The 26,474-nt window shown below is 35.6% G+C and carries 27 protein-coding genes and 1 pseudogene; 9 read left to right on the top strand and 19 right to left on the bottom strand.

Annotation, left to right across the window (positions count from 1 at the left end):
- The first annotated feature begins 214 nt into the window (after window positions 1–214).
- Window positions 215–3,073 carry an aminomethyl-transferring glycine dehydrogenase gene (gcvP, locus tag ACKTTZ_RS23330; RefSeq protein WP_034697059.1) on the top strand — a complete coding sequence of 953 codons (2,859 nt, stop codon included), beginning with the start codon at window positions 215–217 and terminating at the stop codon, window positions 3,071–3,073.
- Between the two features lie 95 nt (window positions 3,074–3,168).
- Here the strand turns inward: gcvP and ACKTTZ_RS23325 are convergent, their stop codons facing one another.
- From ACKTTZ_RS23325 to ACKTTZ_RS23295, 7 genes and pseudogenes are all read right to left on the bottom strand, one after another.
- Window positions 3,169–3,408: a hexameric tyrosine-coordinated heme protein gene (locus ACKTTZ_RS23325; protein ID WP_034697060.1), complete on the bottom strand. Its 240-nt coding sequence runs from the start codon at window positions 3,406–3,408 to the stop codon at window positions 3,169–3,171.
- Between the two features lie 81 nt (window positions 3,409–3,489).
- The gene (locus ACKTTZ_RS23320) at window positions 3,490–4,128 is read right to left on the bottom strand and encodes a Crp/Fnr family transcriptional regulator (protein WP_051934423.1); all 639 of its coding nucleotides are present in this window, start codon (window positions 4,126–4,128) and stop codon (window positions 3,490–3,492) included.
- A gap of 133 nt (window positions 4,129–4,261) precedes the next feature.
- Window positions 4,262–4,519, bottom strand: a complete 258-nt coding sequence (locus tag ACKTTZ_RS23315) for a hypothetical protein (RefSeq protein WP_034697061.1) — start codon at window positions 4,517–4,519, stop codon at window positions 4,262–4,264.
- 199 nt (window positions 4,520–4,718) lie between these two features.
- Window positions 4,719–5,330, bottom strand: coding sequence for an REP-associated tyrosine transposase (locus ACKTTZ_RS23310; RefSeq protein WP_034697062.1), 612 nt, complete (start codon window positions 5,328–5,330; stop codon window positions 4,719–4,721).
- 585 nt (window positions 5,331–5,915) lie between these two features.
- Window positions 5,916–6,338 carry a hypothetical protein gene (locus ACKTTZ_RS23305; protein ID WP_407846746.1) on the bottom strand — a complete coding sequence of 141 codons (423 nt, stop codon included), beginning with the start codon at window positions 6,336–6,338 and terminating at the stop codon, window positions 5,916–5,918.
- Between the two features lie 6 nt (window positions 6,339–6,344).
- Window positions 6,345–7,037: pseudogene (locus ACKTTZ_RS23300) on the bottom strand (YggS family pyridoxal phosphate-dependent enzyme); the annotation flags it as partial.
- Between the two features lie 19 nt (window positions 7,038–7,056).
- Window positions 7,057–7,776, bottom strand: a complete 720-nt coding sequence (locus ACKTTZ_RS23295; RefSeq protein ID WP_407846745.1) for an AAA family ATPase — start codon at window positions 7,774–7,776, stop codon at window positions 7,057–7,059.
- A gap of 1,205 nt (window positions 7,777–8,981) precedes the next feature.
- Between ACKTTZ_RS23295 and ACKTTZ_RS23290 the strand changes: the two genes are divergently transcribed.
- Window positions 8,982–9,317: a multidrug efflux SMR transporter gene (locus ACKTTZ_RS23290; RefSeq protein WP_034697067.1), complete on the top strand. Its 336-nt coding sequence runs from the start codon at window positions 8,982–8,984 to the stop codon at window positions 9,315–9,317.
- Here the strand turns inward: ACKTTZ_RS23290 and ACKTTZ_RS23285 are convergent.
- The 3 genes from ACKTTZ_RS23285 to ACKTTZ_RS23275 all read right to left on the bottom strand — a co-directional run bounded on the left by ACKTTZ_RS23285 (window position 9,314) and on the right by ACKTTZ_RS23275 (window position 11,631).
- A complete protein-coding gene (locus tag ACKTTZ_RS23285) occupies window positions 9,314–9,970 on the bottom strand; it encodes a glycosyltransferase (RefSeq protein ID WP_034697068.1) in 657 nt (218 codons plus the stop codon). The genes ACKTTZ_RS23290 and ACKTTZ_RS23285 overlap by 4 nt on opposite strands.
- Window positions 9,971–10,223: 253 nt before the next feature.
- A complete protein-coding gene (locus tag ACKTTZ_RS23280; RefSeq protein ID WP_253316790.1) occupies window positions 10,224–11,195 on the bottom strand; it encodes a hypothetical protein in 972 nt (323 codons plus the stop codon).
- A gap of 7 nt (window positions 11,196–11,202) precedes the next feature.
- Window positions 11,203–11,631, bottom strand: coding sequence for a hypothetical protein (locus ACKTTZ_RS23275; RefSeq protein WP_034697072.1), 429 nt, complete (start codon window positions 11,629–11,631; stop codon window positions 11,203–11,205).
- A gap of 191 nt (window positions 11,632–11,822) precedes the next feature.
- On the opposite strand from ACKTTZ_RS23275, the gene ACKTTZ_RS23270 reads away from it, so the two are divergent.
- Together ACKTTZ_RS23270 and ACKTTZ_RS23265 are read left to right on the top strand one after the other, a co-directional pair.
- Complete coding sequence (locus ACKTTZ_RS23270) at window positions 11,823–12,899, top strand: sensor histidine kinase (protein WP_051934426.1); 1,077 nt, start codon at window positions 11,823–11,825, stop codon at window positions 12,897–12,899.
- Window positions 12,899–13,621, top strand: a complete 723-nt coding sequence (locus ACKTTZ_RS23265; RefSeq protein WP_034697073.1) for a LytTR family DNA-binding domain-containing protein — start codon at window positions 12,899–12,901, stop codon at window positions 13,619–13,621. The genes ACKTTZ_RS23270 and ACKTTZ_RS23265 overlap by 1 nt, the downstream gene beginning before the upstream one ends.
- Before the next feature lie 169 nt (window positions 13,622–13,790).
- On the opposite strand, the gene ACKTTZ_RS23260 is transcribed toward ACKTTZ_RS23265, so the two are convergent.
- Window positions 13,791–14,420 (bottom strand): class I SAM-dependent methyltransferase, encoded by a 630-nt coding sequence (locus ACKTTZ_RS23260; protein ID WP_407846744.1) that lies wholly within the window; start codon window positions 14,418–14,420, stop codon window positions 13,791–13,793.
- A gap of 198 nt (window positions 14,421–14,618) precedes the next feature.
- Between ACKTTZ_RS23260 and ACKTTZ_RS23255 the strand changes: the two genes are divergently transcribed.
- Window positions 14,619–15,974: a deoxyguanosinetriphosphate triphosphohydrolase gene (locus tag ACKTTZ_RS23255; RefSeq protein WP_034697114.1), complete on the top strand. Its 1,356-nt coding sequence runs from the start codon at window positions 14,619–14,621 to the stop codon at window positions 15,972–15,974.
- Between the two features lie 7 nt (window positions 15,975–15,981).
- Here ACKTTZ_RS23255 and ACKTTZ_RS23250 read toward each other — a convergent pair whose 3' ends face one another.
- The 6 genes from ACKTTZ_RS23250 to ACKTTZ_RS23225 form a co-directional block, all read right to left on the bottom strand.
- Window positions 15,982–17,055, bottom strand: a complete 1,074-nt coding sequence (locus ACKTTZ_RS23250) for a nitronate monooxygenase family protein (protein WP_253316788.1) — start codon at window positions 17,053–17,055, stop codon at window positions 15,982–15,984.
- A gap of 30 nt (window positions 17,056–17,085) precedes the next feature.
- Window positions 17,086–17,538, bottom strand: a complete 453-nt coding sequence (locus ACKTTZ_RS23245; RefSeq protein ID WP_034697077.1) for a nuclear transport factor 2 family protein — start codon at window positions 17,536–17,538, stop codon at window positions 17,086–17,088.
- Window positions 17,535–18,269, bottom strand: a complete 735-nt coding sequence (locus ACKTTZ_RS23240) for an SDR family oxidoreductase (RefSeq protein WP_034697078.1) — start codon at window positions 18,267–18,269, stop codon at window positions 17,535–17,537. The genes ACKTTZ_RS23245 and ACKTTZ_RS23240 overlap by 4 nt, the downstream gene beginning before the upstream one ends.
- Complete coding sequence (locus ACKTTZ_RS23235) at window positions 18,269–18,496, bottom strand: 4-oxalocrotonate tautomerase family protein (protein ID WP_034697079.1); 228 nt, start codon at window positions 18,494–18,496, stop codon at window positions 18,269–18,271. The genes ACKTTZ_RS23240 and ACKTTZ_RS23235 overlap by 1 nt, the downstream gene beginning before the upstream one ends.
- 27 nt (window positions 18,497–18,523) lie before the next feature.
- Window positions 18,524–19,057 carry a YceI family protein gene (locus ACKTTZ_RS23230; protein WP_253316786.1) on the bottom strand — a complete coding sequence of 178 codons (534 nt, stop codon included), beginning with the start codon at window positions 19,055–19,057 and terminating at the stop codon, window positions 18,524–18,526.
- Between the two features lie 108 nt (window positions 19,058–19,165).
- Window positions 19,166–19,738, bottom strand: coding sequence for a Crp/Fnr family transcriptional regulator (locus tag ACKTTZ_RS23225; protein WP_253316785.1), 573 nt, complete (start codon window positions 19,736–19,738; stop codon window positions 19,166–19,168).
- Between the two features lie 196 nt (window positions 19,739–19,934).
- Between ACKTTZ_RS23225 and ACKTTZ_RS23220 the strand changes: the two genes are divergently transcribed.
- Window positions 19,935–20,873, top strand: a complete 939-nt coding sequence (locus ACKTTZ_RS23220; protein ID WP_034697083.1) for an SPFH domain-containing protein — start codon at window positions 19,935–19,937, stop codon at window positions 20,871–20,873.
- A 112-nt stretch (window positions 20,874–20,985) separates the two neighbouring features.
- Here ACKTTZ_RS23220 and ACKTTZ_RS23215 read toward each other — a convergent pair whose 3' ends face one another.
- The gene (locus tag ACKTTZ_RS23215; RefSeq protein WP_253318248.1) at window positions 20,986–22,188 is read right to left on the bottom strand and encodes an IS256 family transposase; all 1,203 of its coding nucleotides are present in this window, start codon (window positions 22,186–22,188) and stop codon (window positions 20,986–20,988) included.
- A 185-nt stretch (window positions 22,189–22,373) separates the two neighbouring features.
- The gene (locus ACKTTZ_RS23210) at window positions 22,374–22,988 is read right to left on the bottom strand and encodes a DUF4377 domain-containing protein (RefSeq protein WP_253316784.1); all 615 of its coding nucleotides are present in this window, start codon (window positions 22,986–22,988) and stop codon (window positions 22,374–22,376) included.
- A gap of 147 nt (window positions 22,989–23,135) precedes the next feature.
- Between ACKTTZ_RS23210 and ACKTTZ_RS23205 the strand changes: the two genes are divergently transcribed.
- From ACKTTZ_RS23205 to ACKTTZ_RS23195, 3 genes are all read left to right on the top strand, one after another.
- Window positions 23,136–25,157, top strand: a complete 2,022-nt coding sequence (locus ACKTTZ_RS23205; protein WP_407846743.1) for a hypothetical protein — start codon at window positions 23,136–23,138, stop codon at window positions 25,155–25,157.
- A gap of 129 nt (window positions 25,158–25,286) precedes the next feature.
- Window positions 25,287–25,745, top strand: coding sequence for a lipocalin family protein (locus ACKTTZ_RS23200; protein ID WP_407846742.1), 459 nt, complete (start codon window positions 25,287–25,289; stop codon window positions 25,743–25,745).
- A 25-nt stretch (window positions 25,746–25,770) separates the two neighbouring features.
- Window positions 25,771–26,235, top strand: coding sequence for a hypothetical protein (locus ACKTTZ_RS23195; RefSeq protein ID WP_407846741.1), 465 nt, complete (start codon window positions 25,771–25,773; stop codon window positions 26,233–26,235).
- The last annotated feature ends 239 nt before the right edge of the window (window positions 26,236–26,474 follow it).

Here is a 26,474-nt window from a genome sequence, read left to right as displayed (position 1 = left end):
TATAAGAATTGATGTTTTTTGTTGTGTATTATGCATGGAATAGTGAATATTATTATCAAAACCAATCTGAACTTGTGTGATGCTTATGAAAAACCAACTGTGAGAAAAGTCACAAATATTTTTGTGAATTATCACCCTGGATATGCTCTTGTACAATCGTCCAAAAAATTGTAATTTTACCCATCTTTTTACAAACAAAATCTAATAAATAAAAATGAATACAGAACAGTTTGTGAGCCGTCACATTTCCCTTAATGAAGCCGATAAACAGGCGATGTTGGAAAAACTTGGCGTTTCTAGTATTGAAGAGTTAATTTCTCAAACCATCCCTTCTTCTATCCGTTTAGAGAAAGATCTTGAGATCTCGGAACCACTTTCTGAATACGAAATGTTGAACCACTCAAAAGAATTGGCATCTAAAAATACTGATTATACAAGTTATATCGGATTTGGATACCACAATACACTTTTACCTTCAGCAATCCAGAGAAATATTTTTGAAAACCCTAGCTGGTATACGGCATATACTCCATATCAGGCAGAAATTGCACAGGGAAGACTTGAAGCTCTTCTTAATTTCCAGACTGTAGTATGTGATCTTACTGGTTTTGCATTAGCCAATGCATCTTTATTGGATGAATCTACTGCTGCTGCTGAAGCAATGCATATGTTCTTCAACAACAGATCTAAAGACCAGAAAAAAGCAGGAGCTAATAAGTTCTTTATTTCTGACCTTGTGCTTCCTCAAACAGTTTCTGTATTAAAAACAAAAGCTGAAGGATTAGAAATCGAAATCGTAGTTGGAGATCATAAAACACACCAGTTTGATGCTTCTTATTACGGTATTTTATTACAGTATCCTGGTAAAAACGGAATCGTTTTAGACTATACAGAAGATATCGTAGAATATAAAAAACTTGATCTTCAGGTAGCAGTTGCTTGTGATCCGATGGCTTTGGTTAAGCTAAAGTCTCCTGCAGAAATGGGTGCTGACTGTGCGGTAGGAACTACACAGAGATTCGGTATTCCATTAGGATACGGAGGTCCTCACGCAGCTTTCTTTGCTTGTAGAGAAGATTATAAAAGAGATATTCCTGGAAGAATTATCGGGGTTTCTCAGGATATGTACGGAAGACGTGCATTAAGAATGGCATTACAGACAAGAGAGCAGCACATCAAAAGAGAGAAAGCCACTTCAAACATCTGTACAGCTCAGGTTCTTTTGGCAGTAATGGCTGGTATGTATGCTGTTTACCACGGTCCGAAAGGGTTAGGTTATATTGCTGATCAGATCCACTTTAAAGCAAATGCTTTGAAAAACGGTCTTAAGGCATTAGGATATCAGGTAGTAGAAGAGCCAATCTTCGATACTGTGAAAATCACAATGGCTGAAGATGAGAAAGCAAGATTGGTAAGACTGATGCTTGATCACAGATTAAACTTAAACTATTTCACAGAAGGAGTAGTAAGCATTGCGATCAACGAAAGCACAACATTAGAGAAATTAAACTACCTGATGGCTTCTTTCGCTCAGTTTAAAGACAAGCAGACTTTCAAATTAGAAATTAAAGAAGGATACAGCATTCCGGAAGAGAATTTAAGAAAAGACGAAATTCTTACAGAATCAGTATTCAACAAATACCATACGGAAACAGAATTGATGCGTTACATCAAGCGTCTTGAGAGAAAAGACTTATCATTGACTCATTCAATGATTTCTTTAGGATCTTGTACCATGAAACTGAACGCAGCGACTCAAATGTTACCACTTTCATGGGAAAACTGGGGTGCAGTTCATCCATTTGTGCCTGTAAATCAAGCTGAAGGATATCAGGAAATGATCCGTGAACTGGAGAAAGACTTAGCAGAAATTACAGGTTTTGCAGGAACTTCTCTTCAGCCAAACTCAGGAGCACAAGGAGAATATGCAGGATTAATGGTAATCAGAGAATACCATATTTCAAGAGGAGACCACCACAGAAACGTAGTATTGATCCCTCAGTCTGCACACGGAACAAACCCGGCTTCTGCTGCAATGGCGGGAATGAAAATCGTAGTGGTGAAAAACCTTGAAAATGGTGAAATCGACTTCGAAGATCTTAAAGCTAAAACAGAACTTCATTCAGAGAACTTGTCTGCTGTAATGATCACTTATCCTTCTACTTACGGATTCTTTGATGCTAACATTAAAGAAATTACCAACCTTATCCATGAGCATGGAGGACAAGTATATATGGATGGTGCGAACATGAACGCTCAGGTAGGATTTACAAGTCCTGGAAACATCGGGGCTGACGTTTGTCACCTTAATCTTCACAAAACTTTCGCAATTCCTCACGGAGGTGGAGGTCCTGGAGTAGGTCCAATCTGTGTTGCTAAACACTTAGTACCTTTCCTTCCTTCTAACGCGAACATCAGAATCGGGTCTAAAGAAGCTATCGAAGGTATTTCTGCTGCACCGTACGGTTCAGGATTGATCCTTAACATTTCTTATTCTTATATTAAAATGTTAGGAACAGAAGGTCTTAAAAAGGCTACAGGACATGCAATCATGAATGCGAACTACCTGAAAGAAATTTTAGCAGAGCATTTCCCTATTTTATATTCAAACGAAAACGGAAGAGTAGCTCACGAATGTATCGTAGATTTCCGTCAGTTCAAATCTTTAGGAATTGAAGTAGCAGATGTGGCGAAGAGATTAATGGATTATGGTTTCCATGCTCCTACCGTTTCTTTCCCGGTTGCAGGTACATTAATGATTGAGCCTACAGAATCTGAAAGCAAGTCTGAAATTGATCGTTTTGCAGAAGCGTTGATCTCTATCAAAAAAGAAATCGATGAAATTGCAAACGGTGAAGCAGATGCTACCAACAACGTATTGAAAAACGCTCCTCACACAGAACAATTGGTAATCTCTGATTCTTGGGATAAACCATACAGTAGAGAAAAGGCTGCTTATCCATTAGAGTGGGTAAGAGACCACAAATTCTTCGCTTCTGTATCAAGAGTAGACGAAGCATACGGAGACAGAAACTTGGTATGTACTTGTGAGCCAATTGAAGCTTATATGTAATCTCAGTTTTTTAACGATAAAAAATCCCTTTCAGTAATGAGAGGGATTTTTGTTTTTTTTGTATGTCATTGCGAATAAAGCGAAGTAATCTCAAATTATCTCCAGTAATTATTGGCTGCAGCAATAGTCGCAAATTCTGTAGCGACAGTTTGTCCGATGGCAATCAACATGGATGCATCCTCTGCATACACCGGACGTAATTTTTCACGAACCGCAGCATCAGGTTGTGTTACTTTAATAATTAATCTTGCCATTTTTACGGCTAATTGTCGTCCTTCTTCAGGTGTTTTGGTTAATAAAGAATTGTTTGGGACTAGTTGAATCTGTTCACTCATTGTATTGTTTTTAATGTTCTGCTTAAATGTTGTTTTTATTGTACACTACAAATATATAAGTCAGTATTTCCGAAATGAGTATCAAAAGTCACCGATCAGCAATTTTATTTTTCTATGATCCTGTGTTAATTTTTTATCCAGTTCAATCTTTTTCATCAGCCTGGATATTACTTCCCTTGTCGTTCCCAGATCATCTGCAATGCTTTGATGTGATATAGCAAGTTCGTGAGTGCCGGAAATCTTTGCTTTTGTTTGTAAATACTCCCAAAGCCTGTCTTCAAGTTTGTAGCAGATAATCTGCTTCGTAGTATGAAGCAGGTCATTATAATGTTTTTGAAATTCAGCAATAATCAAATTATTAAAGGATGGGTAGCGGATAAGCCATTCTTTCGCTTTATCAATAGGAATCAGCAGAATAGTTGATTGACCTTCCGGAATCGCTGAAAAATCAATAGGATGTTGATTGAACAGATGTACAAAACTAAAAATACAGGACGATCCTGGCTGAATAAAATACAACAGAAACTGTATTCCATCTTCTTCACTATAGGCTTTTACATTCCCTTCTAAAACAATAGGAAGATAACGAATCAGCTGTCCCTGTTTTACAATAAAATCCTGGGTGGAAAATGTCTTGATGATTCCGAATTTTTCAATTTCTGCGATCAGTTCTTTTCCAAAATCAGGAAGGCATTTTTCAAGAATGTTTGTATGGTCCATAAATTGGGAAGCATTTTATGACGTTGAATATAACAAATCCCTCTCAATATGGAGAAGTATTTATATTTTTTATTGTCATTGCGAGCAAAGTGAAGCAATCTCAAAACCCGATGAAATATTTATTTTCCTTTGATTATTTCGGGAAATTATAAGAAAGCCACGTCATAAAACCAATCACGCTTACCAGTGATATCAGTGAACCATAGAAAAGACCAAAACCAAGATTTTTAAGTGATGATATTTTTTCTGACTTTGAAAAGTAAATAAGGGCTCCCAACAGAAGACAGGCAATGAAGATTCCGATGATAAGTTCAAAGCTGTCCAGCAGCTGTAATGATACAATTATAATAAACTGTATCACAATGGTGAGGATAAGGAGAATGTATTTCATGAAATTTTATGGATTAATTATGCAAATGATATCAGATCGGATTTCTGTTTTATTATTCAAAAAGTTTATATTTCTCTGCATAATCTTCTTTTGCCTTAAAATGCCCTGACTCAGCTACGCAAAGTCTCCTGACTTTGAGTACACTAGCTACGCAAAGTCTCCTGACCTAGCTACGCAAAGTCTCCTGACTTTGAGTACATTATTCATCATCATAATTGCTATATTTCGAAAATTCAGAACTTCTATTTACATTAATCACCGGATTTTCTGCAATTTCAATTGAATTGATTATTCCTGTACCATTAGAATAATTAGTTGCCGAAGAATAAATGTATTGATTTGCTTTTGATACAATTCCGGCACGAACTGGGTTCAGGTGTATATAGTTTAATTTATCCCACAAGAACTTTAAGCTGAAAATTTCCTCAGCATGATTTCCATATTGCCAAACCTGAAAATTTTTATTTCTTGAATGAGTTTCAGTAGCTTTAGCCAATCGTTCTAAAATCCATTCTTTTCTGCTTTCCGGTTCTGTTTGTATTTTTTCTAATATTTGTTTCGCTGTAAATTTTTTAAAATCTCTGATTAGATCTGAAAGTTTTCCATCTCTTGACTGTACAATAAAATGTAAATGGTTACTCATGATGACATAACCATAAAGAATCATTCCTTTATTTTTTATACAGAATTCAAAGCATTCTATAATGGTATCTCGATATATTTTTCGGGTAAAAATATCTATCCATTCAATAATAGTACAGGTTAAAAAGTGAGGTCTATCCTGATCTCTGATAACATATCCTTCTTTCATCTTTGGTTTTTATCAAAGATAATAATTAATGGATCTGTAAATTAGATATTTTATGGAGATTTTTGTAGGCCTCAAAGTCAGGAGACTTTGCGGAGCGTGTGTCAGGAGACTTTGCGGAGCGTGTGACTTTGCGGAGCGTGTTTTTTTCATTGGGGTTATTAGTTACGAAAGAGAAATTTTTTGAAATTTATTATATTTTGATGAAATGCCAATCATTTAATTAAAATTTTTAAACAAAATCACCTCCCAAAAATTGAGAGGTGTCTTAGTATTTAAATTCCGGCTGTTATCTTCTTTTAAAGCTATAAGCAAGCAAAATAGCTACGCCCATAGTAACGCAGGTTATAATTGAAATGGTTTCAATGGAAATTCCACTTTTCATCTGTGTGTTTTCTTTTTCACATGAAAAAAAGAATAATAATGTCATGAACAGACATACCGATAGTAATTTTTTATCCATAAATGTATTTGTTTGGTTATGAAATATTTATAGCAAAAAGTGTACCGGATTTGTAGACTTAAAAATGTAGTGTTTCAGGGATTTTGATTACTTTTAGTTACCAACAAATAAATAGGAGAGTGGGATTATGAAAGGTAATTCAGCTTATGGACAATTTCTTCAATTAAACCTTGACTTCCAAAATAAGAGAATAAATGATTGATCAAAAGTCCGAAAACAGGAAGTAATTTTCCAAAGAAACCTTCAAAATAAATCATTGTAATGATAAGAAATAAAAGGGCAACCAGATGCAATTTCCATAATTTTACTTTATAAGTCAATATCTTGGTTTTTTCATTATAAGTAAATGCTCCTTCATCAATTAAAGATAAGTAATCGTTATTGCTTCTTGCCTTGGGAAAACCTTCATTGAAAGAAACAAATCCAGGCCCGTAAAGAATATTTTGAACCTTTTTCTCTCTTAACAGATCACGTACTGTATAGATGACCTCATCAGAGGTTTTATCTTTTATGATTTCTCTCTCAAAAGTATAAGTAAATGGGAACATATAGTTTTAAGCTTCGTTATTTTTTTTTCCTTCATCCCAATAATAGCTGTCCGGATAGATTCTCGTTCCAAAAACAGCAGTCCCCACCCGTACAATCGTGGCACCTTCTTCAATGGCAGTTTCCAGATCTCCGCTCATTCCCATAGAAAGTTCTTTCATTTCTACGTTGGGAATATTTTCGGTGATGATGTCTTTTTGAAGTTTTTTCAGGATTTTAAAGCATACTCTTACTTTCCCGGTTTCAGCACTGAATAAACCGATCGTCATCAGTCCTTTTATTTTCAAAGTAGAGTAGTGTGAAATCTTTCGGGTAAGTTCAATGGCTTCGTCGGGATCCACACCAAATTTACTCTCTTCATTGGACGTATTCACCTGAATCAAAACATCCATCGTTCTGTTTTCAGCTAAAAGCTTTTGATGAAGTTTCTCGGCAAGTTCCAGACGATCCAGAGACTGAATACAGGTAACACCGTACTTTAGAATATCTTTGATTTTATTGGTCTGAAGATGGCCTATAAAATGATTTTCATGGGGAATATCCTTTAGCTCCTCATATTTCTCTTTCAGTTCCTGGACTTTATTTTCCGCGATTAACGTCTGCCCATTTTCCAAAGCAATTTTAATACGCTCTGCAGAAACCGTTTTTGTTGCCAGTAATAACCTGACTTCATTTCTGTTTCTTCCGGATTGCTCACAAGATTGTGGAGGATATCGGCTTTCATGATGAGATGATTTCTTTGGCTTCCAGTTTTTTAATTAAAGCAGCTTTAACAGCTGTTAATGCGTAATCTTTAGCTTCAGCAAAGGAAATTGAATATTTCCTTTCAATAGTTCTCATATCTTCAGGAAACTGAGTTAATAATTGATCATAGAATGTATCTAGAATCTCAGCTGAAGGCATTTCATAATTAATTTTTAATTGGAAACGTCTTAAAAGAGCAGTGTCAATAATCTCAGGATGATTGGTGGCACAGATCAAAAGAGCATTTTCAGGGTAATAATCAATCAGCTGAATCAAAGTATTAACCAGCCTTCTCATTTCGCCTACATCTTTGTCATCGCTGCCTCTCGCTTTCCCGATCTGATCCAGTTCATCAAGGAATAATACTGATCTTTCTCTGGCAGCTTTATCAAAAATCATTTTAATGTTCTGTGACGTTTCTCCGATACGGGATGAAACAATATTACTGAGATTTAAAATAATAATATTTTTTCCAAGGGCATTGGCAATTGCTTTTGCTGTCATTGTCTTTCCACATCCGGAGCTTCCTTCAAGTAAGATTTTATGGTTAACCGGCAGGCCATACTCCTGGAGTTCTTTAACGTAAGTGTGCTCTTTAATAAGCTGTACAAGCTGTTCTCTGTTGTTGGTACTGAGAAATACTTCGTTAAGGTTTACCTGTTCTTTATCTTGAATAATGAGGTTGTACAGATTCATGATGACAATTAAAAAAGAATTATTGAATAAACAAAGATAAAGCTTTATTGAATGTCCAAAAGAATCCTGAATCATAATAAACGTCTGGTCCAGTGAAAATGAAGGATGAATTATAAGTTATGAATGATAAATGAGAATGGCCGTTAACGAACAAAGCGTCATATTCTGTAAAATATTCCTAAACATCTGCGAAAATCAGCGAAATCTGTGGGAAATAAATAATGACGTGTTTACAAAAAGCTTCCAATAAAAAAAGAAAAGCCAGACTTGCGACTGGCTTTTCTCATTTGGATATTAAAATTTGTTATGAAACTAAGATCTTTCTGCTTATGTTTTTGGGCCCTTTTACCCGATGGTAAAAGAGCAATCCGATCTCTCAGACTAAAAACATAAAACAATATAATTAGTATAGATATTCTATAGGCTTATTTATTTTGAGATTAGTTTCTTTCTCTTCTTACTGTTGCGAAATATGAAGTGATTACGACTAAACCTGTTACGATACCGATATAAGTTACCATTTTGTATTATTTTTAATTATTTGACTTTTTTTTATCAATCTTTCAATTGCAATATTACTACTTTCAAATCATGTGCCAAAGTAAAACACTATGATGTATATCAGTGTATTACGGTGGTTGGTGTTCATGTATTAGTGAATTTTTGTTTACAATAAATTAATGTATTATTTGAAAATTATTAATACTTTTATTATTCTATCTGTAAAATTATGTGAATGTGTTAATCGTTTATTGACTTCTATATTGGAGTTGATAAAACAAATAATAAATAATGCGTAGCATAATATTGTTTCAAAGTATATTTTTCAGCCACTTATTTTTCACTTCAAATAGACTTTTATGTTAATAAAATTTATTCTTGGCGCTAATTTTTATGCTGGAATTTTTGTCAGCTGTCACATTTCATGTCATAGAGAAACATTGATTTTGTGTCAGAACTGCAAATAAGATCATCTGGTGACCGATTTCTTTCGGAGTCAGGAATGTTACTCAAAGAAAATAAATGAGCTTGATAAGATGATTCTTATTGGTGAATGAGTTCCTGTAAAAACTTTTATAAATTCAAAAGAGCTGACCTTTCATGGATAATATATACATTTCTTGTCCCGAGAATAGGGAGAGTGAGAGAATTCTCTTTTTGAATTCCCCGGAGGCTTTTACTACTTTTGTAGAAAGAATGAATTTATGGGACGCAGTTATATTTTTCTTGCTCTGGCAATTGTATTTGAGATTATTGCCACAACTTTCCTGAAAAAGTCTGAAGAATTTTCTAAACTATGGCCATCGGTAGTGACGGTTATCGGATATGCCTGTGCGTTTTATTTTCTGAGTCTTACCCTTCGTCATATTCCTGTGGGAATTACCTACGCCATCTGGTCCGGAGTAGGTATTATTTTTATAACGATGATCGGGGTGATAGCATTCAAACAGGTTCCTGACCTGCCTGCCATTATTGGGATTGCTCTGATTGTGATTGGTGTGATTATTATTAATGTATTCTCCAAAATGGGTACTCATTAAAAAATAATCTCCTGCTGCTTTTCCATCTGTTTCCAGTGTTGAGATCTTGTTTTGTATAAAAAGAACTTTCCCAGTTTATATTTGAACTTTAAATATCCTCGGAACTCAATGCCGTTGAATAATGTAAAAGGAATTGCTGGATTTTCCTTTAATGATTCTCTTATTCCTTTGCTGAATACAGTAGGACCGGTTGTGGCATGTATATTATGCGGATAGCGGTGAGTATCTATATTATCAATCATCAGTTCTAATGTTTTCTTGAGAAAAGGATGGTTTTTATTGAAAATAAGGGCCCATTGAACATATAGGTTTTCGTGTCTTTCTACACTGATCACAGCTTCATCATCTTCCTGAATAAGTTTTTCAAACGGTTTTATAGTACTGCTGTCTATATCCAGGTATATTCCACCTTTTTTATATAAAATAGCATACCTGAAGAAATCTGCTTTTGCTGCTCCAATGGTAAGTTTACGATAACTTTTAATATATTCAGGAGGAAATTCTTCGGTGATAAACTTCTCTATATCCTGATCATCATAGAAAAAATAGCGGTATCCCGGATTTTTCCTTTTCATATTCCAGATGTGATATTTTGTAATCAAAGGAAGTTTTTTAGTTATGAAAGTTTGAAATATTTGTTTAGGTACTGCCATTTTCTATTTTTTAGAGCTTCTTCTTATATAAAACCAAATCATTTTTCATCAGGAATGTGTAGCAGTAATAAGGTTTTTCATGAAATAGAGAAATATCTACCTTTGAAATAGCTTATGCTTAGCTGAAGTTTTGATTCTATTTTAGACGAATGGTTAAATAGTGTGGAGAAAAATTTTAATTTTTTTTTAATCTTCCGATAGAAGAACTTTAGGAATAAGGTCCGATATTGTAAAAATTGATTGTCTCTAGAATTTATTTTGTTCGCTGTCTTTCAAAAGGGTTATAAGAAATTCCAATATTGAAATAGAGTGAAGGTTTGTAAGTTGCTTTCCATATATAATCATTAAAAGAATCCTGCTTATTAAATGCTCTCGAATTGATATTGGCTCTGATTCCTGTTTTGAAAGTGCCTATGAAATTTCCGCCAAGATTGTGTTCATAGATAGCTCCTGAATTAAGTGCAACCTGCCTGAATTCATAAGTGTTGTCATTATGATAGGTATAAAATGAGGTGTTATCCATTTCCGTTCCCAGAGAAATTCTGCCGCTGGAAAAAATATCTTTTCTTAACAATACTTTTTTTGGAAGAAGGACGTCCATTACCCATCCATTATTGAATTTGTTTTCATAAGTGAAAATAGGGAGCACGGGAATTTGGGAACTCGGGTCAATAATACCAGCCAATCCGAGACTCATTTTTGTTTTTGGAGTTGTCTTTAAAATCAATGAAGCAGTTACCAATCCTCTGATCCGTTCAAAATGCTGGTCACTTCCATCTGTAGAAATACTGGCGGAATATATTGCTGTCTTTTTAAATAACCTTGAAAAGTAGCTCAGATTAATAGCTTCCGAATGATAATGAAAGTTTTCCTCACTCTGAGTTCCGGGGATGACAGGATTTTCGTTCCTGATAGAGGTGTAGCGGTAGCCAAGGGCGGTGCTCAAAAGCCAGCTTCTGTTTTTGATAAAATAAATATTGGCATCCGCCTTCATTTGCTGAAAGCTCTTTACCTTATTATCCGGCAGATCCTGGCCTTGAAGCTGTGAAGAAAAAGAAGATGGGGTTACCAAAGTATATTCAATATTGAAGTTTCGTGACTGAGGTATTTTATCTGCAAAGAAAGCACGGACCTTCAAAGGAATACTGTCCTTTTTCTGAGCATAAATAATGTTTTTAAAAGGAAGTATTGCCAAAGGGACAAGTACTCTTCTCAATGTTTTCATGGGTAGTTTATTTTAATGGCTGAATAATAGATTGGAAAAAACTGAAGGTAAAAATCCTTTCATAGAAGATATCCAGACTGTTTTCAATAATGGCATCCGTATAACATGCAGTATCCTGAACAAAGGTTTCCTCTACAAAAACAAACCAGAGTTCTGAGAGTCCGTATCTTCTTCTAAACTCTTCAGAGGCATTGCTGTCAGGAACGGCAGAATGTTTAAGGTCACAAAACAGAATTCCTTTTTTCTCTCCTTCATGTTCTACAATATTAATAGAATGGTGCAGATAACTAAGAATCTTCATTTCCGGATCGAAACATTCTACAAAATGATGCAGATCAATAAGCTGTATTACTTTTTCTTCCTGTTGAGATTCTGTCATAAAAAAGCATTCTAGTGATATTTCCTGAGTGAGTTCGTGAAAAACTGTTAATTCCATATGTGTTATTTTACGGTACAAAGGAATAGAGAAAAGAAGTGTGTCAATTTGTTTTTATACAAAATGGCTGGTATTTTATACAAAATCCCCGAGCATGATAGTTGGTATAATAAAATACAGGTTTTGTATAATAAAATAGTTGTAATTTACGTTATTGACTATTTTTGTTAATCATAAAATGAGCCTATCGTATGAAATACAGTCCGTGGAAATTTGAAGAAACCTTTGTAATGGATTTTCTGGTGGAAGCGAAATATGGGTTCCTAAGACATCTGCTGTTTCTGATTTTCTTTTTCATTTTGATCTACAGTGCAAGGTTCTGGCATTGGTATTCAGGGATGTATCAGTACTATGTTTTATTCTTTGTATATACGATTCTGATCACGATGGTATACATTAATATATATGTATTGGTTCCCAGATTTTTCTTTAAAACAAAATATGTCACTTATCTGGCATTGCTTGTTCTGATGGGAGTTGTAGGGCTCAATTTTATCGGATATGGCTTTAAAATGTTCTTTGAAGAATTCAGGGTAAAAAATATTCTCAGAGAAAATGAGAAAGGGGGAATTTATGAAGGTGTTCTGATGTGCATACCGATTATTATGACAACAACTACGATTAAGCTTCTGCAGAAATGGATCAGTGATAATAAAAGGATCAATGAATTGAGCAACCTTACCCTGAATATGGAACTGAATGAACTGAGAAATCAGATCAATCCGCATTTTCTGTTCAATATGCTGAATAATGTGAAAGCGCTCATCAGGACTGATCCGGCAAAAGCTTCCGTTGTGATTGTAAAGCTGTCCGAATTTCTCAGATACCAGCTCTATGAAAACAGTGAAGAAAAAACACTACTGACTTCAGAGATTGATTTTCTGTCCAATTTTTTAAATCTTGAAAAAATTAGACGTGACAATTTCACTTTTGATATTCAGGTGAATCTTGACAGAAGAGTTGTGAACAGTACTTTTATCCCTCCCAATCTGTTTACCACTTTCGTGGAAAATGCGGTGAAGCACAGTGTAGATCTCAGTGGAGGAGAATCTTATGTAGAAATAGAAATCAATATTGAGAATAAACAGCTTTATTTCAGGTGTATTAATTCAAGAAGTACAGGCTATACCGTTTCAGACAAAAAAAATAGTGGACTTGGACTTGCCAATATCACCAGAAGACTGGAGCTTCTTTACGGTGATACCTTTGATCTGAAGATAGAATCCGGTGATAAAGAATATGTTGTAAATTTAAAAATTCCCGTGTGATGAATTGTATTATTGTTGATGATGAACCGCTGGCAAGATCCGAAATGAGATCGCTGATCGCTGAAATTTCCAGTATGGATGTTCTGGGCGAATTTTCCAATGCTCCGTCTGCTCTGGAATTTCTTAAGGATAATGATGTAGATCTTATTTTCCTCGATATAGAAATGCCCATGGTAACAGGCCTCGAATTTGCAGAAATGCTTCCAAAAAAATCCCTGATAATCTTTACCACTGCCTATTCCCAGTATGCACTGAAAAGTTACGAACTGGAAGCCGTTGATTATCTTTTGAAACCCATTGATCCCCAAAGGTTAGAAAAAGCAATTGATAAAGCGGTACTTTACACTGAGCTTTTGTCTAAGGATACCGTGAAAAATACGGTAGAATCCAATACTGCAGATTTTTTATTCATCAAAGCAGAGCGAAGGTTCTATAAAATCAGTTTTTCAGACATTAAGTTTATTGAAGGACTCAAAGATTATGTGGTTATCCATACTAAGCAGCAAAAGCTCATCACGGCAATGAATTTAAAAACTATTCATCAGAAGATTTCCGGGGAAACCTTTATCAGAGTCAGCAAATCCTACGTGGTGAATATGAATTTTATAGATTCATTTGATAATCATAATATATACATCGAAGATTCCGAAATTCCTCTTGGAGAAGTATACAGAGCTGAGTTCTTTACAAAATTTGCCGGAGGACTTCTTAACTCAGACTGATGGATGAGTAATGGGTAATGAGCAATGAGTAATAATAAATATGACTCAAATGATCAAAAAATCTGTGAAAATCTGTGTAATCAGTGGGAGGAGATATACTCAATAGAAAAGGGCTTCAGCCTGTTTAAATAAATCAAATCTTTCAACGGCTTTAGCCCAAACTTAAAAATTACATCAATTTTTGCCCCACAAAACGAATTACAGAACCCGTCCCGTTGTGGAATAATCCCTCGCTGAGCTCAATTTCCGTTTCTTCTAATTCAATAATGTTATAATCCGGAAAATCGGCTTTGATTTCTTCAATAGAGAATAAAGATTCAATATCCTTTGGACCACCTACTTTTTCGTTCTTTGCAATATATTCAAGATGATTTTTACTGAAAGCTTCGAAAATGATAAAACCACCTTTACGCAGATATTGATTTAACATCTGATGAATAGAAGATTTGATAGCGCCTGGAAAATGTGCGTAGATAAGCGCAATAGCATCAAACTGCTCTTTCTGATAATTTAAAGTGGAAAGTTCTCCCACCTGATAATCAATTGTCGTTTGTTGGTGCTCGGCCAACTGTAACGCTTTACTTTTTCCATTGGCACTGATATCGAAAGCAGAAACCTGCCATCCTTTTGTAGCCGCAAAAACGGCATTTCTCCCTTCGCCTTCTGCAGGGAAAAGTATTTTACCGGGAGTTAATTGTGATAATTGTTCTCTTAGATAATTGTTGGGTTCCGTTCCATACGCAAACTCTTCGCTGCTATACCTTTCGTCCCATCTGCTGAGCCATGTGTTGTCTGTCATAGTTTTAATTTAAAATTTGAAAGAAGAATTATAGGGATTCTTCAACTGTAATGGTTGTATCAAATGTAAAATATTTATTCAAGCTTTCCGATCCCTAAAAAACGTTTACTATAATAGATTTTTTGAATGGAAGATCTCGCTAATAAAAATCTAAATACTATTCCATACAATTAAAATTTGGAGTAATTTTGAAAAATGATGAATTTAAACCAGATTTTCACCAATCAACGTACAGGAAACAATCCACAGACCAAAGCTTCACGAACTGATTTTCAAAGGGATTTCGATAGGATTATCTTCTCTTCTGCCTTCAGAAGACTGCAGAATAAAACGCAGGTTTTTCCTCTTCCCGGAAGTGTTTTTGTACACAACAGGCTTACGCATTCTCTAGAAGTTTCATCCGTAGGAAGAAGTTTAGGAAGTATTATCGGTGAATTTATTGCTGAAGATTTTAAAAATGAACTGACTGAAGATTCAAAGAATTTCTATCTCTATAATTTAGGAAATGTCATTGCGGCAGCATGTTTGTGCCATGATGTGGGAAATCCTGCATTCGGACATTCCGGGGAAGATGCTATTGCAAGCTATTTTGAAAGGAATGAAAAAGACCTGAAATCAAAGTTCAATGAAAAGGAATGGGCAGATCTGGTTAATTTTGAAGGAAATGCGAATGCCATCAGAGTGCTGGCACAGCAGCAGCAAGGGAAAGACGCAGGAGGTATTCAGCTGACATTCTCCACACTGGCAAGTATTGCAAAATATCCTTGTGAAGCGGTTGCAAAGAAAAAAGGAATTATTCACAGAAAGAAATTCGGATTTTTCCAGAATGAGAAAGATATATTCCTGGAAATTGCCAAAGGAACCCAGCTTATTTCTGAAAGTGAGGAACCTCATATTTTCAAAAGACACCCTTTTGTATGGCTGGTAGAAGCAGCTGACGATATCTGCTACAATATCATTGATATGGAAGATGCCCACAGATTGGGAATTGTTTCCACAGCAGACTGTAAAAACTTATTTTTTGAACTGGTAAGATCAGAAACAGATGATGTTCAGAGAATTGAGACAAAGCTTAGTTCTATCTCAAATGAAAATGAACAGATTTCTTATTTAAGAGCAAAAGTAATCAATGCATTAATCAACAAATCGATTGAGATGTATAAGCATAACTTTGAAACGATTCTTGAAGGAAATCTTAGCAATGGTTTACTTGATATCTATAAAAAAGAAAATAAAGCATTGCAGGATATTGAAAGTTTCTCAGTAGAAAAAATCTACAATCACAAAGCTGTTGTTGAGATTGAAAATGCCGGGTATAATGTAATGTATGAATTGCTGGATCATTTTATTCCTTCCATTCTAAAGCCTGATGACCAAAGAAAATCCTATGATGTAAAAGCTTTGAAATTAATTCCAAAGCAATTTATTTACAATGACGGAACGGATTATCAGAAGGTTCTTGGAGTCATTGATTTTGTTTCCGGGATGACGGATAATTACGCTACCGATTTATATAGAAAAATTAAAGGAATAGACATCGGAATGACCGTGTAAATTCTATTTATTGTAATAATTCAGAAGCCTCTTCTATTAATGACTGCATTAAAGTGGAGGCTTTTTTATGCTTTAAAAGTGGTGCAATCTGACCAGACCAGAAGAACACCAGATCATTCTTTTGCTGTTCCAAAGCTGCTTTTCTTAACGCACCCATAAAATGCGTCTGCAAAGGAAAAGGAAGTGTCTTGTCCGTTGCGGCCAATAGATCTCTTGTTATTTTTGTAGTAATTCCACGTCCTAATCTTCCGGTATAGGCTCTGGAAAGCGTAGTGGATTTAGCCGCGTCAGAAAATAAAAACTCTTTGTGTATCGGTAATGCTCCGGATTCTTCAGTTGCCAGAAAAGCAGTTCCGATTTGTACAGCATCAGCTCCCAGTTTGAAAGCACCAGCAATTCCACGGCCGTTGGCAATTCCTCCGGCAGCCACTACAGGGATTTTTACACGGTCTTTAATTAATTGAATCAAAGCAAAAGTTCCCGTTGTAGAAAGTTCTGCCTGATCCAGAAACGAAGGTCTGTGTCCTCCGCTTTCAAAACCGGAAGCAACTATAACATCCACGCCTGTTTTTTCCAGAGCAATTGCCTCATCAAGCGTCGTTGCATTTCCCAACACAACAGTTCCCTGACGATGAAGATCTTCGATGAGGTTTTCACCAAGCAGTCCAAACATAAAGCTGAAAACTTTAGGTTTAATATCCAAAACAACATCCAGCTGATTTTGAAATCTTGATTCAAAAGAGAGTGGCGGTGCAGGAATATCCGTTTGCAAAAGATCAAAATAAGGTTGGAAAGTCTCAACCGCCTTTTGATATTGCTCTTTTGTATGTTCTTCGTCAATGATATCGTGATCACTTACCCAGAGATTAAGATTGTAAGGTTTGCCCGTTTTGGATTGTATCGCTTTGTGAACATCATAGATTTCCTGCGGTGATAACGTATACGCTCCAAAACCTCCCAATCCGCCAAAATTGCTCACCGTAGTTGTCAGTTCAACAGTAGAAAGACCTCCGCCAAAAGGTCCTTGCAGGATAGGATATTCAATTCCTAATAATTCCGTAATTCTATTTTTATTCCACATGATGGTATTGGTTTTTATTAAAAATCTGAATTAAGGTTGTACATGGGTCAATGTCTTGTTGATAATCAGCCATTTTCCATCTATATGATTGAAAGTTATGAAATTATAATAATTAAAATCATACATTCTGACGTTTAATTTTGCGACAGCAATTGAATTAATGATGTCAATGGAAATAATTTCACTTTTAAAACCCTTTCCTGATTTCTCTGGGCTTACACGGTTTCCAACACCTTCAATATACTGTTCTGCTGTTTTGAAATACGGAACTCCGTTAACGTCTCCGAAAAGCAAAGCGCCTTTATAAAAAGCTTTGGTAAGAAGTTCCGTATTTCCTTCATAAATTCCTTTGAAATAATAATTCTCTATGACATTTCTTATTTCAGTCTCTGAGGTCTGATTGGTTTTCATATCCTTTAGATTTTGTGCAAGGCCGCTCAACGGAAAGCTGAGCAGCCATGCTATAATTAATGATAGTTTCATGATAAATGATGTCCAGCACCCATTCCTCCGTCTACATTGATGATGGCTCCGGAAATTAATTTGTTTTTGGCAATCGCATGAATCATCTGAGCAACTTCTTCCGGCTCTCCGATACGATTGATCAGATGAATTCCTGAATTGTTGTCAAGATCTGCACCATGCATCGGAGTTCTGATCAATCCCGGCGCAACGGTATTGACTCTGATATTATCTTTTCCAAACTCTGCAGCCAGTTGTAAAGTTAGTGCATGAATTGCTCCTTTGCTGGAAATCGGTGCAGTAGAAGGAGATTCTGCAATTGCGTGATACACCAATGGCGTTCCTACATTGATTACCACACCGTCTTTTTGTTTGATCATCTGAGGAATAACAGCCTGTGTAGTAAAGAATGTTCCTTTTAAATTGGTGGTTAAAAAACGGTCCAGATAGTCTTCGGTAACGTCCAGAAATGGTTTGTTTTCATAGATTCCTGCATTATTGATAAGAACATCAACAGATCCGAATCTTTCTAAAGCTGTTTGAACCAGCGTTTCTCCGGTTGCTTTATCTGAAACATTTCCGGCAACCATCGCCAGATTTTCTCCGGCTCCCAATTCATGGTACACTTCTTCTAATTTGGTGGCAGTTTGTGAATTAATGATGACATTATCGCCTCTGTCTAAGAAATAACGGGCGGTTTCCAATCCTATTCCTGAAGAAGCTCCTGTTATAATTATGGTTTGTTTTTTCATTATTGATTTATTTTTTTTTCTGTTGAAAATCCCTGTTCTTTTAACACTGAAACCTGTTCTCCGGCATATCCCCAGTTATCATCTTCAATTTCATTGATGACAATATGCGTTAAATGAGGATCTTTATTCAAAACTGAAGTTACAGCTTCACTTATTTTTCTGATTAATTGTTGTTTCGTTTCGCGGGTAAGATCTTCGCGAAGCACCTCTACTTTGATGAATGGCATGATGGTAAATTTTTAAAATTATTTGAATTAATAAGCTTCCGCAACAAGATGGATGTTGAGGTCAAAATTGTTGTAGATCAATGTGTCACCAAGATTGGTAAAGAAATTAGACGATCTGAATTTGATATTGAACTTCGTCCTGTCAATTACAATCTTGCTTTTAAGAACAGCTGTATTATCTGTTTTTGTAATCTCCAGGCTGGTATCGATAGGATGTGTAATTCCTTTTATGGTAAGGTCTCCTTTTACATAATAAAGATTTTCAGCACCCGGTTCTGCATGTGTAATTTCGAAATATGCTTCAGGAAACTGTTCAGAATTAAAGAAATCATCAGAAGCCAGATGATTGGCAAACTGTGTGTTGGTTTCAGCATCCTCAATGTCAAGGATTTTGATGGCTCGGGTATCAATGATAAACTTTCCGGAAACCGGTTTTCCTTCTCCGAATGTAAAGTTGCCTTCTTTTACATCAATTGTTCCGTTGTGAGCGCCGGTTACTTTTCTCCCGATCCATTCTATAGTACTATTTTCTTTATTGACTTTAAAATTTTTTGTGTCCATTTTTATTGGGTTTAAATATTGACACAAAGTTCAGCCGATCGAAAGAAAAAGTTACGTGATGTACCTCACAAAATAGAGGAGGAGCTCAATCGTTTTTAAAGAGGTTGATTATTGATGCAGTCTGCTCAATGTTTCTCTGGTTACTCCCAGATAAGAAGCAATCAGATGCTTTGGAACCAGGTTGTACAACTGAGGGTACATGGATAGAAGTTCTTCATACCGGAATTTGGCGTCATTATTCATGAAAGAAAGCAAACGTTTTTGTGTAGCTACGTATCCTTTATTGGTTCTCCATCGGAAGAAATGTTCAACCTCATGAATTTCATTACAAATTTTTTCCCGGTCTTCATTGGAAATAGAAAGGATTGTGGCATTGGTGATGCAGTCTACATTGATGGTGGCTCTTGTTTTACTGTAAAGCGCATCAAAATCGGTCACCCACCACGTAGGCATCGCAAACTGGAGGATAAACATTTTCATGCTGTCATTAAGATAAAAGGCTTTCAAACAGCCTTCCAGAACAAAATATTCATGATTCACAAAATCACCTTCCGAGATGAGATTTTGCCCTTTCTTTAAACTAATCAGATTAAAATGCCCAAAAACATAATCCAGCTGCTCTTCCGTGAGAGAAGTAAATTTTGAAATGTGATCCTTTAATATTTCTTTAGAATTAACCATGATGTGTAATGAATATTCAAAAGTAAGTCTTTTTCAGAATAATTTTAATCTTTAAAAAAATATACTGGCTTATGCTTGACTCCCTGTGAATTATATTCTAAATCTTACATTTATTTTTCCTATATTTAAACAGACACCCACAAATTGTTTTTAACAAAACAGGATTTGTAACGACATATTAATAAAAATTAAAACTATGGGTATATATTTAGCGCCCGTTATTTTCTTCGGGCTTATCATTTTATTCGCTTCGTTTTTTGTGGTTAAGCAGGAAACAGCGGCGATTATTGAACGTTTCGGGAAATTCAGGGCTGTAAAACATTCCGGTCTTCATCTTAAATTGCCAATCATAGATCAGATTGCAAAAAGACTGAATTTGAGAATTCAGCAGCTGGATGTAATGATTGACACAAAAACATTGGACAACGTTTTCATCAAAATGAAAATTTCCGTTCAGTATCAGGTTATCAGAAGTCAGGTGGGAGATGCTTATTATCGTTTGGAAAATCCTGAGAATCAAATTACTTCATTTGTTTTTGATGTCGTAAGAGCAGAAGTTCCAAAGCTGAAACTGGATGATGTTTTTGTAAGAAAAGACGATGTGGCAATTGCTGTGAAAGGTGAACTTCAGGAAGCGATGAACAGTTATGGATATGATATTATCAAAGCTTTGGTAACGGATATTGATCCGGATGAACAGGTGAAACATGCGATGAACAGAATCAATGCTGCAGAAAGAGAAAAAACAGCTGCAGAATATGAGTCTGAAGCACAAAGAATCCGTATTGTAGCCGTTGCAAAAGCAGAAGCTGAATCTAAAAAGTTACAAGGTCAGGGGATTGCCGATCAAAGAAGAGAAATTGCAAAAGGACTTGAAGAGTCTGTAAGAATGCTGAATAATGTGGATATCAACTCTCATGAAGCCTCTGCACTTATCGTGGTGACACAGCATTATGATACTTTACATTCGGTGGGAGCAAGTAACAGAAGTAATCTTGTCCTTCTTCCGAATTCACCTACCGCAGCAAGCGGAATGCTGAACGATCTTGTTGTTGCTATGACAACAGCAAACACGGTAGGAGAAGCTACTAAAGGAAAATATCCTGATCCTCCACAAAAAGAAACCGGATTTTAAGATAGAAAGGAAAATGAAGATATAATGGTTAACTTTTCCGGATTGACCAAAAGTAACTTCTGACTGACACTATCCCGTAAAGTGTGTAAGTTAAAAAGTCAGGGCTTAGATTTTATAATCTGAGCCTTTTCTCAAAAATAAGCATAAATTGGTTGAGGACAATACCCCAATTCTGTATAGGCATTGTCCATTTTTTAGTAGCTTCTTTTAATGCCAAATAAACTGATTTCATTACAGCATCATCAGTAGGAAAAGACATTTTATTTTTGGTGTATTTTCTGATTTTGCCGTTGAGATTTTCAATTAAATTTGTGGTGTAAATGATTTTTCGTATCTCGAGAGGAAATTCAAAAAATACAGTGAGTTCATCCCAATTGTTTCGCCAGGATTGTATAGCATAAGAATATTTGCTTTCCCATTTATCTGCAAAATCATTGAGAGCTGCTTGAGCCGCTTGTTTTGTTGGAGCGGTGTAAATATGCTTCATATCGGCAGAAAATTCTTTTCTGTCCCTCCAGACCACATATTTGCAGGCATTTCTTATTTGATGGACAACGCAAATTTGGGTTTGAGATTCAGGAAAGACGGAACGGATTGTTTGGGTAAATCCGTTTAAGTTATCGGTAGCAGTGATGAGAATATCCTCCACACCACGGGCTTTTAAATCCGTGAGAACACTCATCCAGAAGGCTGAACTTTCATTTTTTCCAAGCCACATTCCCAAGACCTCCTTTCTCCCGTCACGGTTTAATCCAACAGCCAGATAAACGGTTTTATTAATGACTTTGGAATTTTCCCTTACCTTGAAAACAATCCCATCCATCCAGACAATGAGATACAAATCTTCAAGCGGGCGGTTCTGCCAGCTAACAACTTCACTGGCAACCGCATTGGTGATTCGTGAGATGGTAGAGGTAGAAACATCAAAATCATACATTTCTTTAATTTGTTCTTCAATATCACTTACACTCATTCCCTTAGCATAAAATGATATGATAATATTCTCCAAACCATCGATAATATTATGTCTCTTTGGAACCAATGCTGGTTCAAAACTACCTCCTCTATCTCTGGGAACTTTAATTTCAGATTCGCCAAATGAGGATTTTATCTTTTTAGTCCCGTGACCGTTACGGTAATTTCCAGTGGCAGATTTCTGATGTTTATCATTATCCAAATGAGAGTCCAATTCTGCATCAAGCATATGCTCTATAGCTCGCTTGTGCATTTCTTTGAAGAAAGAAGTTAAGTCTTCTCCATTTTTAAAGGACTTGTAAAAATCCTTGTTGTTTAATAATTCTTCTTTGTCGATCATAACTATGTAATGGTTAAAAATAATAAAAAGTTATTTCCGTAAAATTTTTTGAGCTATAAGGGCTCAAAATTTTCCAGAATAACTTTTTAACTTACACAGTTAGTGAGATACTACCTTCTGACTTCATTCTTCCAGCTTCCAACATAAAAAAAGTTCCTGAAATTTTCAGGAACTTTTTTTATTAATTATTTCTTCGTTTTAGAAACCTGTTCTACCAATGTATATTTGATTGAAGAAGCATCTGCCGGAGGATTTTCAATTTTTTCTGTTTTTACTTTTAAAACATATTCGTAACCCGGCTCATAAGTAAAGCCTTCAATGTGGCTGTAGAAATTTGTCCAGTCTGCAGAAGCACTTTCTTTTACCTGCATGCATTGCATACGGCCAGCTCCAGCAGAACACTCTACGGTTTGTGGTCCTACGATAATTGTTTTTTCATTGGCTGCCAGTTCTTTCTTTTTTGTCTTAGAAACCTGCTTTACCAAGGTGTATTTTATGGAAGATGCATCAGCTGGCGGATTGGCAATTTTTTCCGTTTTTACCTTTAAAACATATTCATACCCCGGTTCATAAGTAAATCCTTCGATATTGCTGTAGAAATTCGTCCAGTTTCCGGAACCATTTTCTTTTACCTGCAGACATTTCATAGGTGCTACTCCTGTACAATCTGCTGTTTGTGGTCCTACGATGAAAGTTTTTTCATCTCCTGCGGATGCATTGGCTGTGGTTGTACATTGCGTCATTGCGAATAATGCTAATGCGGGAGCTGCCCCTTTTAGAATTGTTGCTATACTTTTCATAAACTTGATTTTCCCCTTACCTCGCAATTACCATGCCGAAGTTCGCTTTCCTGAATTGTAGTACTTCTGCTATTGCTTTTTACTTTTTTAATCATTTAATTTGAATTTCTTAAACACTAACCACAAAACATAATTCTTATAATAAATATGGAAAATCAAATGCAAGTTGAAAATTACAGGATTCAAAAACCTGAAATGTGGGCAGGAAATATCGGGGATGAGGAAATAAAAAGCCGAATCAAAGACTCCGAATTTGCCAAAAGACAAATTGATGAAGGTCGTGATTACTGCTACTTTTTGGATAAAAAATACTACACAAGCAACACTGAAAACAGTGAGTATGTTTGCATGGCCTATACTCTGAACGAACCGGGAAACCTGGAAAGGGCTTCTGCTTCTGATGTGATTGTAGAGGAGAATGAAGTTTACCAGATTCACAGAATCAGTGTGTTGAGAGACGGAGTACTGATTGATAAAATTCCGGATACGAAAATTAAGGTTCTTGACAGTGAGAACCAAAGCAGTGGTGGAGTCTTGAGCAGTAATAAAAAAATCAATATTACTATTAAAGATCTCAGACTGTATGATGTGTTGATTTTAGAAGATTCAAGAATCAAAGAATTTACAGACCGCGATTTTCTGAGAAAGGAATTCTCAAAATATGTCTGGGTAAGTCCTGATAATTATTGGGCTTATGGTAGCTTTAAATTCACGTTTATCAATGAGCGTGAACAAACTATTGCTTACAAAAAAACATTTTTCAGAGATGAACAGAGCAATGTTCTTGAACCGGAAATCAATCATCTGAAAAAAGGAGAACGGTTCGTCATTGAAGAAGAAAATTACATCAATCCTGTAGATTCAGGACGTGAAATTTTCCCTTATATAGATTTTGCTACCGAAAGTAACTGGAAAGACCTTTCTAACTATATTGTACCGATCTATGAGGAGATTTTCAATAAATCTTCTTTACAGGATTTTGCTCCGAACCTGATTGAAAAACTGGATGCCATTCCTGATCAGGACGAAAAACTGCAGTTTGCCATAGAATATGTTCAGAACCATATCTATTACATCTTCAATGCAGATGAAATGAATGGACATAAACCACAGGAACCGTCAGTAACTTATGAAAATAAACAGGGAGATTGTAAGGCAAAATCCGTTTTGTTAAAAGTAATCCTTGATTATATTGGAGTGGATGCATCTGTAGTGCTGGTGAATTTTAATACAGATTATTATATTAAATACTACCTTCCTTCATTATTAAACTTTAATCACGTGGTGGTAAAAGTAAATTATAAAGGCGGAGAATATTTCATTGATGCTACTATCCGTGATGAATTCGGATTGATTGAAAACAGAGGATTCATCTATTTTATGCATTATCTGGAAGTGAAAAGAGATCAGGAACTTCAGGTGAGAAAATCGTATAAATTCCCTTATTTCTGCATTAATGAAAGAGTTGATTTAACTGCTCAGGGCAATACCGGAAAACTTACTTTGTCAACCACTTACAAAGGAAACAGAGCTAATGCTATGAGAAGGTATTTTAAAAGTACCAATAAAAGAGAAATCATAGACAGCTGGAACAGTTTCCTTTTCTATGCACTCAATTATTCAGGTGACCGTAATGGTACAGATGTCCGAAATGTATTCAAAGATGCTGCTATTGACGTAGTAAGTGATGATAAGAAACTGAATGAAGTAAAGATCCAGTATACCGCTGCCATTGAGAATCCTTATTTTGTAGATCCACAGAAAAACCGTTTTCTGATGTATTTTGACCGAAATGTGGTCAAGGCAAGTGCAAGAGATTTCATCCATAAAGATTTACCGTTCTGGCATAATTTCGATAGTGAGAAATATGAAATTAACCTGCATACAGATCAGAAAATTGATACTGAAGAAAAATATACGGTTCAGGAAAGTACAATAACGAATCCGTATTTTGATTATAAAAGCCGTAAAAAAGTGAACAAGAACGGGGCAAGTGTGAATATTGAATATAATCCTCAGATCAATCTTGAAATTCCGCAAAGTGAGTTTGAACAATTCAGAACAGATCATCATACTGTTGCCGACAGTAATTTCGGACTGGGAATAGACATCATTGAACCAGGACTGATGAATATGCTTAAATTCAGCTTTAAAAAGAAATTTAAATAGAGCATTAAATTCAAAGTTCAAAGTTTAATGTTTAAAGTTTAATGTTTCGGCGGGCGGCGAAGCCGCCCGCCGAAACATTTTATTCTAATAATATTCATTGATAATCAATTTAAAAGTACAATTTTATATATGAACAGGATAATGGTTGTGGGATTTTGTGTTGCAGTTTCCTCATTTGTTAAAGCGCAGAGTTTAACCAAAGAAAATGTTACAGGATTCTGGAAACTGAAGGAAGCCGGGTTTTATGAAGGGAAAAAGAAAGTGGTAAAAGAATTTGATAACTGCCGTTTGATGAGAAATTATGCGATAAGGGAAGATGGTTTTGCCATTTACAACTATGTAGAAGGAAAAACAGGAGATTGCAGTCCTTCCGAACCAAGACTTTCTTTTTGGAGGATTATAGAAAACAGAATCCAGTTTTATGTGGATGACCAAAACATTCTGGAAGAAGTAGAAGTGACTTTGAATAATGATAAAACGATAACATTTTCAAGTTATATCCCTAAAAAGAAAAAAGTGAATGGTGATGCTCTTGCTGAAAAAATAGTAAACACCGTTCACTATGATATCCTTGAGAAACAATATTGATTATAAATAGTAAATTTTTTGATGTATGAATTATGTAACGCTAATCTATCTTCTGAATATTGTACTCTATGCCATGTATTTCTTTGGAAGAACCGGAAGTGAGGTGGAGACGTCCGGCATTGATTATATGGTTTCCGGAATTTTATCCCTCTTTCTGATCTTTGCAGGATACCTGAATGCCAAAAAAGGAATGATTTACAGAACTGTGCTGTGGGTGTTTTTTGTGAATGTACTGTTATTTGCTTGTTCCGGTTTGTTTGACCAGTTTGGAAGTCATTTCAATATCCTTTCTACCAGCAACAGTGATAGTTTTCTTTTTTCACTGGCTCTTCTTGCTTATAATGGATATCTTTTTCCGTTAACGATTATTCTTGATGGTTCAGGGCTGGCTTTGATCGTTCCGGTTGTATTGTCGTTTATTCTGCCTTCATTGGGATATCTGATAGGGAAGAAGTTACATCCTAGCAAACAAAACCTCTCAGACCTTTAGTCATTCGAACCGAAGTTGAAGCAATCTCAATAGATAAGTAAGGGTAGGAAAACGCAAAGACGCTAAAGATTTTACAAACTTTACGTTTTTTAAGACGCAGAGATTTTATCTTCGATAAAATTGTACTTCTCTAAAAATGACATGGACATTTCACCAGTATTTTTGTCATTCAGAGCAAAGCAAGGAATCTAAATTTTAATATCCTCCACAGCTCTTGAAAACTAGGCAGACATTATTAA

The organism is Chryseobacterium sp. KCF3-3, assembly GCF_045865955.1.
Lineage (GTDB): Bacteria > Bacteroidota > Bacteroidia > Flavobacteriales > Weeksellaceae > Chryseobacterium.
Note: the sequence above shows the minus strand (reverse complement) of the source record. Positions and strands in the feature narration are given on the sequence as shown.